We start from the raw sequence: 16,094 nt of genomic DNA, 5'->3' as shown, positions 1-16,094 counted from the left end.
TGACTGATGTCCGTGGTGGACCGGCAGGAGTGGGACGTCGTCGTGGTCGGTGCCGGCGGCGCCGGGCTGCGAGCCGCGATCGAGGCCCGCGAGCGGGGCGCCCGTACGGCGGTGATCTGCAAGTCCTTGTTCGGCAAGGCACACACGGTGATGGCCGAGGGCGGTATCGCGGCGGCCATGGCCAACGCCAACGAGCACGACAACTGGCAGGTCCACTTCCGCGACACCATGCGCGGCGGCAAGTTCCTCAACCAGTGGCGCATGGCCGAGCTGCACGCCCAGGAGGCCCCGGACCGGGTGTGGGAGCTGGAGACCTGGGGGGCGCTGTTCGACCGTACGAAGGACGGCCGGATCTCCCAGCGGAACTTCGGCGGCCACGAGTACCCGCGTCTCGCGCACGTCGGCGACCGTACCGGTCTGGAGCTGATCCGCACCCTCCAGCAGAAGATCGTCGCCCTCCAGCAGGAGGACCATCGCGAGAGCGGGGACTACGAATCCCGGCTGAAGGTCTTCCAGGAGTGCACGGTCACCCGGATCCTGAAGGACGGCAACCGGGTCTCGGGCGTCTTCGCGTACGAGCGCGAGACCGGCCGTTTCCTCGTCCTCGAGGCCCCCGCGGTGGTGATCGCTACCGGCGGCATCGGCAAGTCGTTCAAGGTGACGTCGAACTCGTGGGAGTACACCGGTGACGGGCATGCCCTCGCGCTGCTCGCGGGCGCGCCACTGCTGAACATGGAGTTCGTGCAGTTCCACCCGACGGGCATGGTCTGGCCGCCGTCGGTGAAGGGGATCCTCGTCACCGAGTCGGTGCGCGGGGACGGCGGGGTGCTCAGGGACTCCGACGGCAAGCGGTTCATGTTCGACTACATCCCGGACGTGTTCAAGGAGAAGTACGCCGAGTCGGAGGACGAGGCCGACCGGTGGTACGAGGACCCCGACCACAACCGCCGTCCCCCCGAGCTGCTCCCCCGCGACGAGGTGGCCCGCGCGATCAACGCCGAGGTGAAGGCGGGCCGCGGCTCCCCGCACGGCGGGGTCTTCCTGGACGTCTCGACGCGTATGCCGGCGGAGGTCATCCGGCGCCGGCTGCCCTCCATGTACCACCAGTTCAAGGAGCTGGCCGACGTCGACATCACGGCGGAGGCGATGGAGGTCGGCCCGACCTGCCACTACGTCATGGGCGGCGTCGCCGTCGAGTCGGACACGGCGGCCGCGCGCGGGGTGCCGGGGCTGTTCGCGGCCGGTGAGGTCGCGGGCGGCATGCACGGCTCCAACCGGCTCGGCGGAAACTCGCTGTCCGACCTGCTGGTGTTCGGGCGCCGGGCGGGCTGGCACGCGGCCGAGTACGCGCAGGGGCTCTCGTACCGGCGCCCGCCGGTGGACGACGTCCAGGTCGACACGGCGGCCGCGGAGGCCCTGCGGCCCTTCTCGGCGGAGTCGGAGGGCGAGGCGGGGCCGCCGGAGAACCCGTACACCCTGCACCAGGAACTCCAGCAGACCATGAACGACCTGGTCGGCATCATCCGCCGGGAGGGCGAGATGGAGCAGGCCCTGCACAAGCTGGCCGAGCTGCGGCTACGGGCGCGCCGGGCCGGGGTGGAGGGCCATCGCCAGTTCAACCCCGGCTGGCACCTGGCCCTGGACCTCAGGAACATGCTGCTGGTCAGCGAGTGCGTGGCGCGGGCCGCGCTGGAGCGCACCGAGTCGCGCGGCGGGCACACGCGCGAGGACCATCCGGCGATGGACCGCGCCTGGCGCAACGTGAATCTCCTGTGCACCCTCGCCGACCCCACCGGCGGCCTCGCGGCGACCGACCCCGCACGCGGCCAGATCCGCCTGGCCCGCGAGACCACCGACCCCGTCCGCCCCGACCTGCTCGCCCTCTTCGAGAAGGAGGAGCTGGTCAAGTACCTCGCCGAGGAGGAGCTGTACGAATGAGCAGCTACGAGGCCCACTTCAAGGTGTGGCGGGGCGATGTGCAGGGCGGTGACCTGGAGGACTTCAAGGTCGAGGTCAACGACGGCGAGGTGGTGCTCGACATCGTCCACCGGCTCCAGGCCACCCAGGCGCCCGACCTCGCCGTGCGCTGGAACTGCAAGGCGGGCAAGTGCGGTTCGTGCTCGGCGGAGATCAACGGCCGCCCGCGGCTGTTGTGCATGACCCGGATGTCGGTGTTCGACCGCGAGGAGACCATCACCGTCACACCGCTGCGCGCGTTCCCGGTGATCCGGGACCTGGTGACCGACGTCGGCTTCAACTACCAGAAGGCGAGGGAGGTGCCGGCGTTCGTCCCGCCGGCCGGGCTCGCCCCCGGCGAGTACCGCATGTTCCAGGAGGACGTGGACCGCTCGCAGGAGTTCCGCAAGTGCATCGAGTGCTTCCTGTGCCAGGACACCTGCCATGTGGTGCGCGACCACGAGGAGAACAAGACGGCCTTCGCCGGCCCCCGCTTCCTGATGCGCGTCGCCGAACTGGACATGCACCCGCTGGACGCGGCCGCCGGGACGGGCCTGGACCGGGGACGCACGGCCCAGGACGAACACGGGCTCGGCTACTGCAACATCACCAAGTGCTGCACGGAGGTCTGCCCCGAGGGCATCAAGATCACGGACAACGCCCTGATCCCCTTGAAGGAACGGGCCGTCGACCGCAAGTACGCCCCTCTGGTGTGGCTGGGCTCGAAGATCAGGAGGCGGTCCTCGTAGCACCGCGGCCGGGGCGCTGGGCGAGGAACTGGACGATCGTCCCGCCCATGAACAGGAACCACCCGACGAGGGGAACGGCGCTCAGCCCCGCGTCGGCGAACGGTCCCAGAAACATGAACAGGCCCAGCCCGAGCGCGTTCAGCAGCGTCCCGTAGCCCCACAGCCGCGGCCGCAGCACCCGGCGCCGGGCCGGCGGCGGGACCCACTCCGCCACGACGGCCGCGAGGCCGCCCGCCGCGAGCAGGACCACGGCGAGCACGGCCGCCGCCACCAAGTACATGTGCATGACCAACATCGTCCCAGCGGACCGGGGGCGGCGCCAGGCTCCGGTTCGCGATGCCCCGTATGGATCCCGTCAAGAGGGAGGCCGGCCCACCCAGTCCTCCCGGTACGTCCGCCAGTCCGCCGCTGTCGCCGCGAAGTCCACGTAGAGGGCCACGCCGAAGCGGGTGCGGTCGGCGTCGGTGCGGGACAGGCCCAGGCGGACGCCGCGCACGGCGGCCGGCACGGTCTCGGCGTGCGCCCAGTGGCCCGGCTTGTCCGTGTGGTAAAAGGGCAGGCCCATCAGGAGGTCGGTCGTCTCCGGGGTGACCTCGAGGGCGAGGCTGGTCTGCTCGGCCACATAACCGCCGTACAGGCTGGGCAACGGCTGCGCGGTGTCGTACGACATCACGGCGATCTGGTCGACCCGGCGGGCCACCTGCCCGAAGTACGCCTGCGACCACCACTTGGGGTGCCCGGTGACCGCACCGGCGAGGGAGTGGAACGCGGGCAGCGGGTCGATCTGGTGGGCGGCCACGGAGAGCAGCGCGTGCCGGGCGCGGGTGAGATCCCGCAGGTCGTCCAGGAGCGTCAGGTAGTCGCGGTCGCCGGAGTGCAGGGGTTCCAGGTCGAAGTGGGCGCCTTCGAAGCCGGCGCCGAGGACACGGCGGGTGGAGGCGAGGATCGCGGCGCGGGTCCCGGGGCGGTCCAGGCGCAGACCGTCGGGGCTCTCGGTGGCCAGCCTGTCGCCGAGCCAGGCCTGGACCCGGACACCGGGCAGCTCACGGTGGACGGCCGCGATCAGCCACCTGGCCCTGCGGTAGGCGGAGTCGGGCAGGGTGCCGTCGTGCTCGAGCGGTCCGGAGTGGACGTACAGGTCACGGATCCCACTGCCGCGCAGACGCGCCGCGAGCGCCTCGACGTCCTTGCCGCTCTTACGGCCGTCCACCCAGGCGTGGCCGAGCCAGAGGGCGTCCTGGTGGCGCGTGCGGGTGCCCGGTGCCGGGTCACCGGTGTAGCTGAGACGCAGGGCGGTCTCGGCGGTGAGAAGGGGGAGGAGGAGCAGGGCGAGTGCGGTGAGGGCCCAGCGCAGCACGCGCCGCCGCTTACGCCCGGCCGCCCGCCGCACCGGCTGGTCGTCGACGCTCCGTGCATCCGGGTGGGTCATGTCGTCGGCTTCCCCCGCCCCCGGCCCCGCCGTGTCCTCGGCTTCCCCCGCCCCCGGCCCCGCCGTGTCCTCGGCTTCCCCCGCCCCCGGCCCCGCCGTGTCCTCGGTGTCCATCCCGTCCCCCTGTCCGCCTCGTCCCCCACCCGTATCCACCCCACTCGCGAAGCCGCCTACCTGCCCATACGCTCCAAAATGTGACGTCCTCCCTGATCCGGGGCCGGCCCCGGCACGCCAAGGCACAGATACGGGCGCGAGTGGGGCATGCCGTGCTGGGTGCCCTGATCGGCGCCGGGTGGCTGGTGTTGCCGGTGATGACGGTCGCCGCCCGGGGTCCGGTTCCCGTGGCCCTCTCCGGGCCCGTCGCGAGCGCCGCCGCGCCGCAGCAGGACGAGACGTCCACCACCGATCTCGTACTGCCGCTGGTCGTAGGCGGCGCGGCCGTCGTACTGGCCGGCTACGGCTACCTGCGCCGCACCCGGCGGGCCCGCTCCCGGACGACGCCGGGAATCGTCTCGGTGCGGCCGCCCACGCCCGCACCGGCCGACTCCGAACGCCAGGCACGTGCGGCGCTGGTGCTGGCCGACGACTGCGTGCGCACCAGCCGGGAGGAACTGTCCTTCGTGCACGAGCGGTTCGGCGAGGCGGAGGCCGAGCCGTGCGCGCATGCCCTGCGGGCGGCCGAGACCGAGCTTTCGGCCGCGTTCGCGATCTGGCGGCGGTACGAGGACGGGGTGCCGACGGAAGCCGACGCGCGGCGGCAGGCACTGGTGGGAGTGATCGGGCGGTGCGCGGAGGCGGGGCGGCGGCTGGACACCGAGGCGCCGGCCCTGGACCGGCTGCGGGGGCTGGAGGAGGGGGTGGGCGGGGCACTGGAGGTCGCCGAGGGACGCTTCCGGGAGCTGACGGTACGGACGGCGGCCGCACACGGCACGCTCACCGCACTGCACGAGCGGTATCCGCCCGTGGCCGCCGCATCCGTTACCGGGTACGTCGAGCAGGCGAAGGACCGGCTGGTGTTCGCCACCGCCCACCTCAACCGGGCCCGCCAGGCCGACGACTCCGGTGACGGCGAGCGTGCGGCGGGACACCTGCGCGCCGCCGAGGGCGCCATCGCACAGGCCGGTGCCCTGGTGGGCGCGGTGGAACGGCTCACGGCCGAGTTACGGCAGGCAACCGGCCTGATAGCCCCCGCGCTGACCGATGCGGAAGCGAAGCTCACGGTGATACGGAAGGGAGAGGTGGCGCCGGACGGGGATGCGGGGGCGTCTCTGGCCGTCGGTGAATTGCAGGCCCGGCTCGCTCATGCGGACGGCGTGCTGGCCGCCGTGCGCGCCGAGTTGACCGGGGGGCCGTTCGACCCGATGGACGCGTTGCGCCGGATCACGCGGGCCGTGGCGCGGCTGGGGGCGGGACGGTCGGGGGTGCTGGATCATGCCGCCCTGCTCGTGGCACGGAGTTCCGTCGCCGGGGCGGAGGAGTTCGTGGCGGTGCACCGGGGTGCGGTGGACGCGCAGGCGCGGGCCCGGCTGGCGGAGGCGGTGCGGTCGCTCGCCGCGGGGGATGCCGAGGGGGCCGACACCATGTCCCGTCAGGCCCGCGAACTGGCCGAACGGGATGTGCGGGCACACGGCAACCCGTACGCCGGCGCCGACGGCGACTCGGCGGGCCTGGCCGGTGCCGTGCTCGGCGGGATCCTTCTGGCCGAGGACCCGGACGGCGGCCCCCCGGCCGGGTTCGGCGGACCGGAGACCCGGGGCCGGCACCGGTTCCCGGCACCCTCATAACCACCCGGGGCCGCCCGCCCCGGCACCCCACCGGCTCAGAAGAGGCTGAGCAGCGCCTCCGCCGGGTCGGTGAGCCCGTGCTCCCCGCCGGGCAACGGCAGTTCGAACCAGACCGTCTTGCCCCGAGGCGTCCGCCGCGATCCCCACGCCGCGCTCAGCAATCCGACCAGCTGGAGCCCCCGGCCACCCTCGTCCGTGTCGCGGGCGCGCCGCCGCCGAGGCTGGACCAGCCCGGAGTCCCACACCTCGCACACCAGCGTCCGGTCCAGCAGCAGCCGCAGCCGGATCTCGCCCTCGCCGTACCGCAGCGCGTTCGTCACCAGCTCACTCACCAGGAGTTCCGCGGTGTCGACCAGCGGCTCCAGGTCCCAGCCGACCAGCTGAGCGCGGGCGTACTCCCGGGCCCGGCCCACACTGCGCGGCTCGCGCGGCAGCGTCCAGTCGCCGACGGATTCGGCGGGCAGTCCCTGGACCCGGGCCATCAGCAGAGCGATGTCGTCCTCGCCGTGGTGGGTGTCCAGGGTGTTGAGGACGTGGTCACAGACGTCCTCCAACGGGCGGGAGGGGTCCGTGAGCGCGCCCACGAAGGCCTGGAGGCCCTCGTCCAGGGGGTGGTCGCGGGACTCGACCAGTCCATCCGTGTAGAGCGCGAGCAGCGCGCCCTCGGGGAGTTCGACCTCCACCTCCTCGAAGGGCTCGCCGCCCACACCGAGCGGCATGCCGGGCGGCACGTCGAGCATCAGGGCCGCCTCACCGGGCTCCACCAGGACCGGGGGCAGATGGCCTGCGTTGGCGAACGTACAGCGCCTGGTCACCGAGTCGTAGACGGCGTAGACGCAGGTCGCGAGGTACACCTCGGAGAGGTCGGCGTCGCGGGGCTGCCGGGCCGTGCGGGTGGCCTGCTGGACGCCGCCCGGGGTGCCGAGGCCCCGCGCGATCTCGTCCAACGCCGACAGGACTTCGGCCGGTTCCAGGTCCAGCAGGGCCAGCGTACGGACGGCCGTACGGAGTTCACCCATGGCCACGGCCGCGCGCAGGCCCCGCCCCATGACATCGCCGACCACCAACGCCGTGCGGTGACCCGGCAGTTCGATGACGTCGAACCAGTCGCCGCCGACCTCCGTCGCCGCGTTGCCGGGCAGATAGCGGCAGGCGATGTCCAGCCCGGACGCCTCCGGGTCGCCGGGCGGGAGCAGGGACCGTTGCAGTATCAACGCGCGCTCGTGCTCGCGGCGGTACAGGCGCGCGTTGTCGATGCAGACCGCGGCACGCGCGGCCAGCTCCACCGCCAGATCCCGGTCACGTTCGCCGAACGGCTCGCTGCCCTTGGTCCGTGCGAACTGGGCGAGGCCCACGACCGTGTCGTGGGCGACCATCGGCACGGCCAGCGTGGACTGCACGAGACCGCCCTCCTCCCCGGGCACGGCCTGCGGGCGGGCGGTGCGCAGGGCGTCGGCGCAGGGCGAGTTGAAGGGGAAGTGGTGGACCGCGCCGAGTGCGACGGGCTCGGCGGAGCCGGCGAAGGGGGCGTCGGAGACGGCGCTGGCGAAGGCGACGCGGCGCAGTTCGGCGCTGCCGTCGGCGAGCCCGGGCGGGGCCTCGTCGCCGGCCAGCAGGCCTTGGTAGAGGTCGACGGTGGCGAGGTCGCAGAAGCCGGGGACGACCACGTCGAGGAGTTCGCGCGCCGTGGTCTCCAGGTCGAGGGAGTTCCCTATGCGGGCGCCGGCCTCGTTGAGCAGGGCGAGGTTGCGCCGGGCGGCGGCGGCCTCGCGGGCGGCGGCGCGGCGAGACGTGATGTCGGTGCCGAGCCAGGCGATCCCGATGGGCCGGCCGCTGCCGCTCTGCACGCGGTAGAGGTTGACGGACCAGTGCCGGCGTTCCTCGGAGTCCGGGACGAAACCCGTGACGTGCATGTCGGTGATGGACTCGCCGGTCTCCAGCACCCGCCGCAGGGTGGCCGAAACCCGTTCGGCCTCGGCGCGCGGCAGATAGTCGTGAACTCCCTTGCCCCGGTGGTCGTCCGGGGTTCCGCCGAAGATGGAGGCGAATCGCTCGTTGGCCCGACGGACCCTCAGATCGATGTCGATCAGCAGGAATCCGAACGGCGATTGGCCGAATATCGCCTGCGAGGCGGCGAGGTCGGTCTCGATGCTGCGCAGGGTGCGGACGTCCACGACGATGCACACCGCCGCCTTGTCACCCTCGGCGGTACGGGTGGGCATGACATAGACCTCGGCCAGGCCCTCCTCGCCGCGCGTGCCGTCCGCCTCGTCCGGCATCCGGAAGGGGACCACCCCGGTCCACTCGCGTCCGTCGAGGATCTCGGCCATCTTGCGCTGGCCGCGCGCGCGCAGGTCGGAGTCGACGAAGGCCTCTATGGGGTCCATGCCGACGGCGCGTTCGGCGGGGATACCGAAGAGTTGCTCGGCACGCAGGCTCCACTGGTCGACCAGTCCGCCGGGGCTGATGGAGAAGGACGCGACCTTGATGTAGTCGTAGATCGAACCGGGCGGACTGCTCTGCCACATGGCGTCGCCGGGCGCCGCGGCACCCTCCGCGGCCTGCTTCCCCGCGCCGCCCGACGGGTCCTCCGACTCCGTGGCCTTCGCTGGTATCTCGCTCACGCGAACCGTCCCCTCCAGCTCACCGCGTCCGGCACCGGTCACCGGGGGCGGCTGCCCGCAGTATCCAGCACTACGGCGCCGCACGACACGGTGTTCACGATCACAGCTCGGTCCAGGTGTTTTTCGGACCGGTCCGTGACAACACCTTCACTCTTCTAACCAGGGAACACGCCCGCGAACCCCACACCCCGGGACCGGTCGCGGCACGTCGCGCACGGCGCACGCACACCGGCGGACGTACACCCCCTGTTTCAGCCCCGCCGGACCTTCCGCCTCACCCGGGCACCGCCAGTTCGAACCAGACGGTCTTGCCGCCCGCGCCGGGCCGGGTGCCCCAGCGGCGCGAGGAGCCGGCGACCAGTTGCAGGCCGCGTCCGCTCTCGTCCCCGGGCTGGGCGACACGCTCGCGCGGTGGGTCCGGGAGCGGGTCGGAAACCTCCACCAGCAGCGCGTCGCCGAGCCTGGCGGGGCGAACCAGCCGTACGCCGATGGGCCCGGTGGCGTGCCGCATCGAGTTGGTGACCAGCTCGCTGACCAGCAACGCGGCCAGGTCGGCGAGGCAGTCGAGGCCCCAGCCGTGCAACTGGCCGCGCACCGCGGCCCGGGCGGTGCGCACGGCGCCCGGTTCCGCGGGAAAGGACCACTCGGCGCAGTCGCCTTCGGTGTCGATCACGCCGATCACTTCCCAGGCCAGCGAGCCCACCCATGTCCGGTTTCGTGGGGTTAATGGGCACATACCCGATATCGGGCGGGCAGTACCGCGCAGGAGGGCGCACTGTGGCACGAACGGCGTACGAGGCACTGCACATGCCTGAGACGAGCGCCCAGCGCGGCGAGCGCCGAGGCGGTGCGAGCGGCGGTCGAGGCCGCGCGCCGGGTCAGAAGGGGGCCAGGGATTCGATCTGCCGCACCGCCGCCACGTCCTGGTCCAGCCACGCCACGTCCCAGACCTCGGCCGGAGCCAGCCAGCGCAGCTCGTCATGGTCCTCGAGGGGTTCGGGCGTCCGGGAGCCGGGCAGCAGGCGGGCGGTCCACACCCGCAGGACGTACGGCGCTCGCAGCGGCCACTCCCCCGGCACGCGTTCGACCGGCTCGGCGTCGATGCCCAGTTCCTCGCGCAGTTCCCGCACCAGGGCGTCCTCGGGCCGTTCGCCCGCCTCGACCTTGCCGCCGGGCAACTCCCAGCGTCCGGCCAGTTCGGGGGGCGCGCTGCGCCGGGCGGCGAGCAGCCGGCCGCCGTCGAGCAGGGCGGCCCCGACCACCACGATCCGTTCCGTCTTGGGCGTCATGGGGCGGAGCCTACGGGAGCGCGCGGCCGGTCAGTTGTGGCTGCCGTCCCCGTTCTCGCCGATGCGCTCGACCCAGTAGAGCTGCTTGTGCCCTCGGTCGTCGAGGCTGTCGGCGATCTTCTGGGCCTCGGCCCGGGTCGCGTACCGGCCGACGCGGTAGCGATTGCCGTTGTCGTCCTGCCGTATCACGATCCAGGCGACCGTGCCCTCAGTCATGGCTCCCACCGCCCCGGTCAGTCCATCTCGCACCGCCCCACCCTCCCCGTCCCGTCCCGGGCCCCCGCCGTGCCCCGTCTAAGGAAACCGCGATCCGCATATGCCCGAGCGTACGCCCAACCTTTACGCAGCGAATACGGCTTTTCACAAAGAGGTACGCAACCAGCCAGAACGCCGGGGGCGCACGGGACCGAATGCGCCGTCGCGCAGCGCGCCGCATGGGGTCGGGGGCCTGGCGGCGGAAGGAGGGGTCACCTGGGAGAACGGCCGGATCGTGGCGTGCGTCGGCACCGGCCGCGCTCCGGTGGCCGGGACATCCGTCCGCTCGGGGTGCCGAGGGTGTGCGCTACCTCACTCGAAGGAGCGCGCGGCATCCCGGCCGATGCCTCGCGCGGGCACCGGGAGCGTCGCGGAACGTCACTTCACGGGCAGGTGGTACGCGACCTGGTAGCGGTCCGCCGGGATCACCACGTCGGCGGTCTCCACCGGGCGGCCGGAGGCGAAGTAGGTGCGCTGGACGACCAGGACGACATGGCCGGGGACACCGCCGAGCACATGCAGTTCCTCGGCGAGGCCGGGGCGGGCGCCGACCTCCTCGGTGACGTTGTCCACGATGACGTCGATGGCGCGCATGCGCTCGACCACGCCCATGCCGCCGAGCGGTCCCTCCTCGGGAAGCATCACCGGCGTGCGGCCGGTGACGGCGAGGGGCTCCCAGGAGGTGGAGAGCATCATCGGCTCACCGGCCTCCCGGAACAGGTACCGGGTGCGCATGACCCGGTCGCCCACCTGGATCGCGAGCCGCTCGGCGATGGCGGCCCCGGCCTCGGCCTGCTGGCTGCTGGACTCCCAGCTGCCGCGCGCCGCCGCGTCGGCCTGCTCCTGCCGGAAGGGCGTCGCGCCGCCGGCCGGCCGGTACCCGGAGCGGGCCACCCGGCGGGGCACCGGCCGTTCGCGCACGTACGTCCCCGAGCCGGAGCGGCCCTCGACCAGTCCCTCGGCCATGAGCACCTTGCGGGCCTCGAGCGCGACCGTGTCCGAGACGCCGTACTCCTCGCGGATGCGGGCCTGGGAGGGGAGCCGGGTGTGGGGCGGCAGTGAACCGTCGACGATCTTCTTGCGGAGATCACCCGCGACGCGCAGGTAGGCCGGCTGCTCACCGAAAGTCACTGGCCGCTCCCATCAGGTTGTACAGACAGCAACAGCGTGGCAACCGTGGGTTGTGCCGTGCAAGCAAAGGCCAGAGAATCACTCGATGTGATGACATCGCGGCCGGGAGGGCTTTACCCAGGGACTTTCTTCCGCGTATAGGGGTGCTCAGACGCGGGCCTGCTCACACCTGGATGCCGGTGTCGGCGCCGTCGTCGCCCATCGGCGGGGTGGTGGCCAGCCCCAGGGCCTTCCGCGCGGTGACCGCCCGGCGCGGCCGGATGAGGTCGAGACCGGTGTCGTAGTGCGCGTAGAAGGCGTCCGCGTCACCGGCCTTCGCGGCCTTCGCCCACTCCGCGCGCGCCGTGTCCAGAGCGGCGGCCAGGTCCGTGACCGGCCTCCGGGACCCGGCGGGCCAGTGGTGCGCCCGCAGCATCCGCGCCTGTTCGCCCAGCGCGGCCGACACGCGCCCCGCCCACGCCTGGTGCCCGGGCAGGTCGTCCTCCACGTAATCCGCTTCCGGGACCGTGTCCAGGGCCGCGTTGAGGACGTGAGCGGCCTTCAGATAGGCGACCTGGTCGGCGTCCAGGACGGTCTCGTCGTTGCGCAGCGAACCGGTCAGGTCGCCGCCCTCGGTGGTGCTGCCGAACACGCACGTGACCTCGCGGTCCCCCGCCGCCCAGCTGTCCTCGGTCGGGGTGAGGTAGTACACGTCGACGTCGCCCGGGACCGCCCAGCCGTCCATCGCGTAGCCGTCCCGCAGGCCCCAGCAGCGTTCGTCGGCGGTGTCGGTGACCGTGTCGTCCCCGGGGTAGCCGCCACCGGTCAGCCGGACGGACGCGAACACCTCGCCGTCGTGTTCGCCGGTGCAGGGCACCTTGTCGACGTCGTAGGTATCGCCGCTCAGCGCGCCGCCGGGCGCGTCGAAGCACTCGCCCTCGACCAGCGAGATGCTCGCGCCGTCGTGCACGCCGTCCTCGAGCCCCTGCCAGAGGCCGGACGCGCCACCCGTGGCGAACAGCAGCGCCCACAGCGCGAGTCCGATCCCGGAGAGCACCGCGCCGCCGACGGCCAACCCCTTGCCGCGCTCCCCGCGCCGGCGGATCTGCCGCAGCGCGACGAGCCCGAGCACCAGCCCCACACCGGGCAGGAAGCACAGCACGCCGAGCACGAGGGCGACGATGGCGAGGCCGTTGACGGGGGCCGGGTGGTTGTAGGGGCGGTAGCCCTGCGCCCACGGCTGGTACGGCAACCCGTGCGGCCCGCCCGGCTGTTGCGGGTACGGCGGCGGCGCGTACGACCCCCGCGGATGCGGCCGAGGCGGCTGGTACGGCCGTTGTGGCTCGTGGGGGCCGGGGGGCGGGGGTATGGACACCGGTACCGTGCTCCTGGGTCGGGCGGCGGCAGCGCAGCACCGGCGGCCGGCCCGCCGACTGGACTGACGTACGACTGGCCGCATGGTAAGCGGGGGCGCGCGGGGGGCGGAATGAGGGTGGGGACACCGGTGGGGAGCCGGGCGGGCGACGAGGTCGTCCGGGCGGTGAACGGGCTCACCGCCCGGTGGGCGGCGACCACGCCGGGCGGCACGGTCTTCTCGGCGGCCGGCGTCTGGCCGCTGCTCGCCTTCCTGGCCGACGGTGCGGCGGGCCCGGCGCGGGCGGAGCTGGCGGGGGCGCTGGGTGTGCCCGCCGAGCAGGCGGCCGGCGCCGCACGGGAGTTGCTGGCGGCCCTGCGGTCGGTGCCCGGTCTGGACGCGGCGCTCGGTCTGTGGACGCACCACGGGCTGACCCTGCGCGAGGAGTGGCGGGCCGGGCTGCCGGCCGGGACCCACGGGGTGTTCGGAGACGACCTCGTCACCGCCCAGGAGCGGCTGGACGCCTGGGCCGCCGAGCGGACCGGCGGGCTGGTCGAGCGCATGCCGGTGACGCTGGACCGGGAGGCGCGGATGGTCCTGGCCAGTGCCCTCGCGCTGGGCACGACCTGGCGACAGCCCTTCCGGGAGCTGCCGTTGCGGCCGGACACCGGTCCGTGGCAGGGCCGTACACTTCGCGGGCTGCACCGGTGGAGCGTACGGCCGGACCGGGTGGGTGTGACGGGCTCCCCGGACGGCTTCGTCACCGCCCTGACGGTGCCCGGTGACAACGGCGTCGACGTCCATCTGGTGCTCGGCGAGGAGCGCATGACACCGGGTCAGGTGCTGACCGCCGCGGTGGGGGTCGTGGAGCGCACCTTGCCGCTCACCGGTGGCGGCCGGCTGCCGTACGGGCACGTCGGCCCGGGCCTGCACGTGGAGCAGCAGCCGGCCGTCGAGCCGGCGCCGACGACGCTGGACGTGCGGACGGTGGCGTTCGAGGTGCGGGCCGACCACGATCTGCCCGCCCTGGCGGGCCTGTTCGGGCTGGCGGCGGCGACGGACACGCGGCACGGCCATTTTCCCGGCATCAGCGCCTTCCCGCTCGCCGTCGGTGCCGGCCGCCAGTCGGCGCTCGCGCAGTTCGGCCCGCTGGGCTTCCGTGCCGCGGCGGTGACGGCGGTCATGCCGGTGGCGGGCAGCGGGCCGCCCCGGTACCGCCACGAGACCACGGTCGTCCGCGTCGCCTTCGACCGGCCCTTCGGCTTCCTCGCCGTCGACCGGGAGTCCCGGCTGGTGCTGGTGGGGGGCTGGGTGAGCGACCCGGCGCCGTATCCGGTGAGGCACCTGGGGGGCCGCTCCACCTCCGCCGGCCTGACCGGCGAGCCGACGCCCGGCGGGACTCAGTGACCTCGCTCGGAGCCGAGTCCGCCCGGCTGCCTGGGCGCCCATGAGGGAGCGCCGGTGGCCTCCTTCGCGTCGGTCTCGTCCATCAGTACGCGCCATCCGTCGTCGCCGGCGTTGCCGTCGAGGCGCACGTCCAGTTCCTTGACCTGCTTGGTGCCCTGGAAGTACAGCAGCACGGTCTGGCGTTCGGAGCCCTCGTCGTAGAAGTCGGCCGCGACCTTACCGCGGGCCCCCTTGCGGAACCCGTCGATCCAGTTGGCGGCGGTCTTCTCCGCCTCGGCATCGGTGCTGTCGCCGGTGGCCAGGTCCGTCAGGCGCGCCGTGTCGCCGTCGGCGATCCGCCACACGACCTCCTGCACCACCCGCAGCGAGCCCGTGGACGGGTAGCCGTAGACGCGCAGCGGCTCGTGGCCGGCGTAGTCGGTCGCGTAGTCCGGGCCCGAGGAGGCGTCGGACCCCGCGCACCCGGCCGTGAGGATCAGCAGCAGCGCCAGTACGGCGCCGCGAGCCGGCCGTCGGCGTCCGGGCACGGGTGAACGATCGCGCACGCTCTTACCTCTTCCGTCGATCCATCACTGCGGGCGCTGCTCCTGGAGGACCCTGACACAGCGGGCCAGGAGCCCGGCCAGCGCGTCCCGCTCCCCGTCGGTGAACTCGGCGGCGAGGGCCCGCTCGACGCGCACCGCGCGGGCGTCGGCGTCGGCCAGCACGGCACGGCCCTCGTCCGTGAGGCGGGTCTCCAGGACGTTCTTGTGCCACTCATGCGGAGTGCGCGCGATCAGGCCACGGTCCCGCAGGTTCTTCAGGACCGTGGTCATGGTGGGCGGTGTGACTCCGCACAGCCGGGCCAGGGCGGCCGCGGAGATGCCGGGCTTGCCGGAGAGGTGGAGCAGCGCGGCGTACTGCGCGACCGTCACACCCGCCGGCTTCAGCACCGCGGTCTTGGTCGCATTGAGGGCCTGCTCGGCCCGCTTGAGGTGGGAGCCGAGGCGCTCGGACGCGGGCATGGAGGTCACTCGCGCATGATAGCGGGCACATACAAACGTTCACCCTCTCGCGGATGTTAATACCTTGACGACCATTAGAGTTCTAACTTAGCTTCGTGGTCGTACTACTGATGGCTCGACCGAATCCGAGAGGCACCGGCACCGTGTCCCCTTCGATCCACCGCCGTACGTTCCTGACCGCCACCGCGGCCGCCGCCCTGGCCGTCACCGCACCCGGATCCGCCCAGGCGGCCACCGGACCCCGTATCTCCACGGCCTTCACCCTCCCCGGCGAGCGCGCCTACCCCGAGGGCATCGCCCTCGACCCGCGCACGGGTGACGCGTACGTCGGCTCGTACACCACCGGCGCGGTCTATCGCGCCGCCGCCGGAAGCCGCACCGCCCGGGTCTTCCTGGCGGCGGGCGCCGACGGCCGGACCACGGCCAACGGCCTGAAGGTCGACCGTGCGGGCCGCCTGTGGGTGATCGACTCGACCACGGGGATCGATGTGTACGACCTGCGCGACCGCTCCCTGGTGGCCCGGTTCGAGGTGCCGGACGGCGATGCGCGCTTCGTGAACGACCTCGTGATCACCGACGACGGCACGGCGTACGCCACCGACAGCGTGCGTCCGCTGATCTACCGCGTCACCCCGGCCGAGGTGGCCCGCGCCCGCGGCGGCCGGGCGCCCCTCACCGCACACTACGACCTGAGCGGCGTCCTGCCCCCGCACGCACCCTCGGCCTACGCCCTGAACGGCATCACCGCCGACCGCGCCGGACGCCTGCTGTTCGTCGTCGACATGACCGGAGGCGGCCTGTACCGGGTGGCCGTGGCCGACGGCTCGATACGCCAGGTCACCCTGGCCGGCGGCGACTTGGTACACGGCGACGGCCTGGAGCTGGCGCACGGCACGCTGTGGGCCGCCCACAACGCCGGCAACACCCTCACCCGCTGGCAGCTGTCCCCCGACGGCAGCACGGCCCGCCTCACGCGCAGCCTGACCGGCCCCGCCCTCCAGATCCCCACCACCCTGGCCCACGACCGCCACGGCCTGCTGGTCGTCCGCTCCCAGTTCGACAAGGGCGGCCCGATGGGCCCGGGGACCCCGCGGACGCCGTTCACGGTGGCCCGGGTGACGGGACTGTGACAC

General features: G+C 73.1%; 15 protein-coding genes. 5 read left to right on the top strand and 10 right to left on the bottom strand.

Annotation, left to right across the window (positions count from 1 at the left end; all coding sequences use genetic code 11):
• Positions 1-6: 6 nt before the first annotated feature.
• Both AC07C1_RS16975 and AC07C1_RS16970 read left to right on the top strand, forming a co-directional pair.
• Entirely contained in the window at positions 7-1,938 is a 1,932-nt protein-coding gene (locus tag AC07C1_RS16975) for a fumarate reductase/succinate dehydrogenase flavoprotein subunit (RefSeq protein ID WP_478939716.1), read from the top strand.
• Positions 1,935-2,705: a succinate dehydrogenase/fumarate reductase iron-sulfur subunit gene (locus AC07C1_RS16970; protein ID WP_478939714.1), complete on the top strand. Its 771-nt coding sequence runs from the start codon at positions 1,935-1,937 to the stop codon at positions 2,703-2,705. Before AC07C1_RS16975 ends, AC07C1_RS16970 begins: the two co-directional genes overlap by 4 nt.
• On the opposite strand, the gene AC07C1_RS16965 is transcribed toward AC07C1_RS16970, so the two are convergent.
• Positions 2,686-2,991: a hypothetical protein gene (locus AC07C1_RS16965; RefSeq protein ID WP_478939712.1), complete on the bottom strand. Its 306-nt coding sequence runs from the start codon at positions 2,989-2,991 to the stop codon at positions 2,686-2,688. The genes AC07C1_RS16970 and AC07C1_RS16965 overlap by 20 nt on opposite strands.
• Before the next feature lie 69 nt (positions 2,992-3,060).
• Positions 3,061-4,248, bottom strand: coding sequence for a hypothetical protein (locus AC07C1_RS16960; RefSeq protein WP_478939711.1), 1,188 nt, complete (start codon positions 4,246-4,248; stop codon positions 3,061-3,063).
• Positions 4,249-4,328: 80 nt separating this feature from the next.
• Here AC07C1_RS16960 and AC07C1_RS16955 point away from each other — a divergent pair, with 80 nt between their 5' ends.
• Positions 4,329-5,918: a hypothetical protein gene (locus AC07C1_RS16955; RefSeq protein WP_478939709.1), complete on the top strand. Its 1,590-nt coding sequence runs from the start codon at positions 4,329-4,331 to the stop codon at positions 5,916-5,918.
• Positions 5,919-5,953: 35 nt separating this feature from the next.
• Here AC07C1_RS16955 and AC07C1_RS16950 read toward each other — a convergent pair whose 3' ends face one another.
• From AC07C1_RS16950 to AC07C1_RS16925, 6 genes are all read right to left on the bottom strand, one after another.
• Positions 5,954-8,542: a SpoIIE family protein phosphatase gene (locus AC07C1_RS16950; protein WP_478939707.1), complete on the bottom strand. Its 2,589-nt coding sequence runs from the start codon at positions 8,540-8,542 to the stop codon at positions 5,954-5,956.
• Between the two features lie 274 nt (positions 8,543-8,816).
• On the bottom strand, positions 8,817-9,245 hold the full coding sequence (locus AC07C1_RS16945; protein ID WP_478939706.1) for an ATP-binding protein: 429 nt from the start codon (positions 9,243-9,245) through the stop codon (positions 8,817-8,819).
• Positions 9,246-9,420: 175 nt separating this feature from the next.
• The gene (locus AC07C1_RS16940; RefSeq protein ID WP_478939704.1) at positions 9,421-9,831 is read right to left on the bottom strand and encodes a (deoxy)nucleoside triphosphate pyrophosphohydrolase; all 411 of its coding nucleotides are present in this window, start codon (positions 9,829-9,831) and stop codon (positions 9,421-9,423) included.
• 30 nt (positions 9,832-9,861) lie between these two features.
• Complete coding sequence (locus tag AC07C1_RS16935) at positions 9,862-10,047, bottom strand: SPOR domain-containing protein (RefSeq protein WP_478939702.1); 186 nt, start codon at positions 10,045-10,047, stop codon at positions 9,862-9,864.
• Positions 10,048-10,464: 417 nt separating this feature from the next.
• On the bottom strand, positions 10,465-11,217 hold the full coding sequence (locus AC07C1_RS16930; protein ID WP_478939700.1) for a GntR family transcriptional regulator: 753 nt from the start codon (positions 11,215-11,217) through the stop codon (positions 10,465-10,467).
• Positions 11,218-11,380: 163 nt separating this feature from the next.
• A complete protein-coding gene (locus AC07C1_RS16925; protein WP_478939698.1) occupies positions 11,381-12,571 on the bottom strand; it encodes a DUF4190 domain-containing protein in 1,191 nt (396 codons plus the stop codon).
• A 111-nt stretch (positions 12,572-12,682) separates the two neighbouring features.
• On the opposite strand from AC07C1_RS16925, the gene AC07C1_RS16920 reads away from it, so the two are divergent.
• A complete protein-coding gene (locus AC07C1_RS16920) occupies positions 12,683-13,957 on the top strand; it encodes a serpin family protein (RefSeq protein ID WP_478939697.1) in 1,275 nt (424 codons plus the stop codon).
• On the opposite strand, the gene AC07C1_RS16915 is transcribed toward AC07C1_RS16920, so the two are convergent.
• The gene (locus AC07C1_RS16915; RefSeq protein WP_478939695.1) at positions 13,951-14,484 is read right to left on the bottom strand and encodes a hypothetical protein; all 534 of its coding nucleotides are present in this window, start codon (positions 14,482-14,484) and stop codon (positions 13,951-13,953) included. The genes AC07C1_RS16920 and AC07C1_RS16915 overlap by 7 nt on opposite strands.
• A gap of 42 nt (positions 14,485-14,526) precedes the next feature.
• Complete coding sequence (locus AC07C1_RS16910; protein ID WP_478939946.1) at positions 14,527-14,961, bottom strand: MarR family winged helix-turn-helix transcriptional regulator; 435 nt, start codon at positions 14,959-14,961, stop codon at positions 14,527-14,529.
• 143 nt (positions 14,962-15,104) lie between these two features.
• On the opposite strand from AC07C1_RS16910, the gene AC07C1_RS16905 reads away from it, so the two are divergent.
• Positions 15,105-16,091: an SMP-30/gluconolactonase/LRE family protein gene (locus AC07C1_RS16905; RefSeq protein ID WP_478939694.1), complete on the top strand. Its 987-nt coding sequence runs from the start codon at positions 15,105-15,107 to the stop codon at positions 16,089-16,091.
• The last annotated feature ends 3 nt before the right edge of the window (positions 16,092-16,094 follow it).

This window comes from Streptomyces sp. NPDC045022 (genome assembly GCF_056432605.1).
Note: the sequence above shows the minus strand (reverse complement) of the source record. Positions and strands in the feature narration are given on the sequence as shown.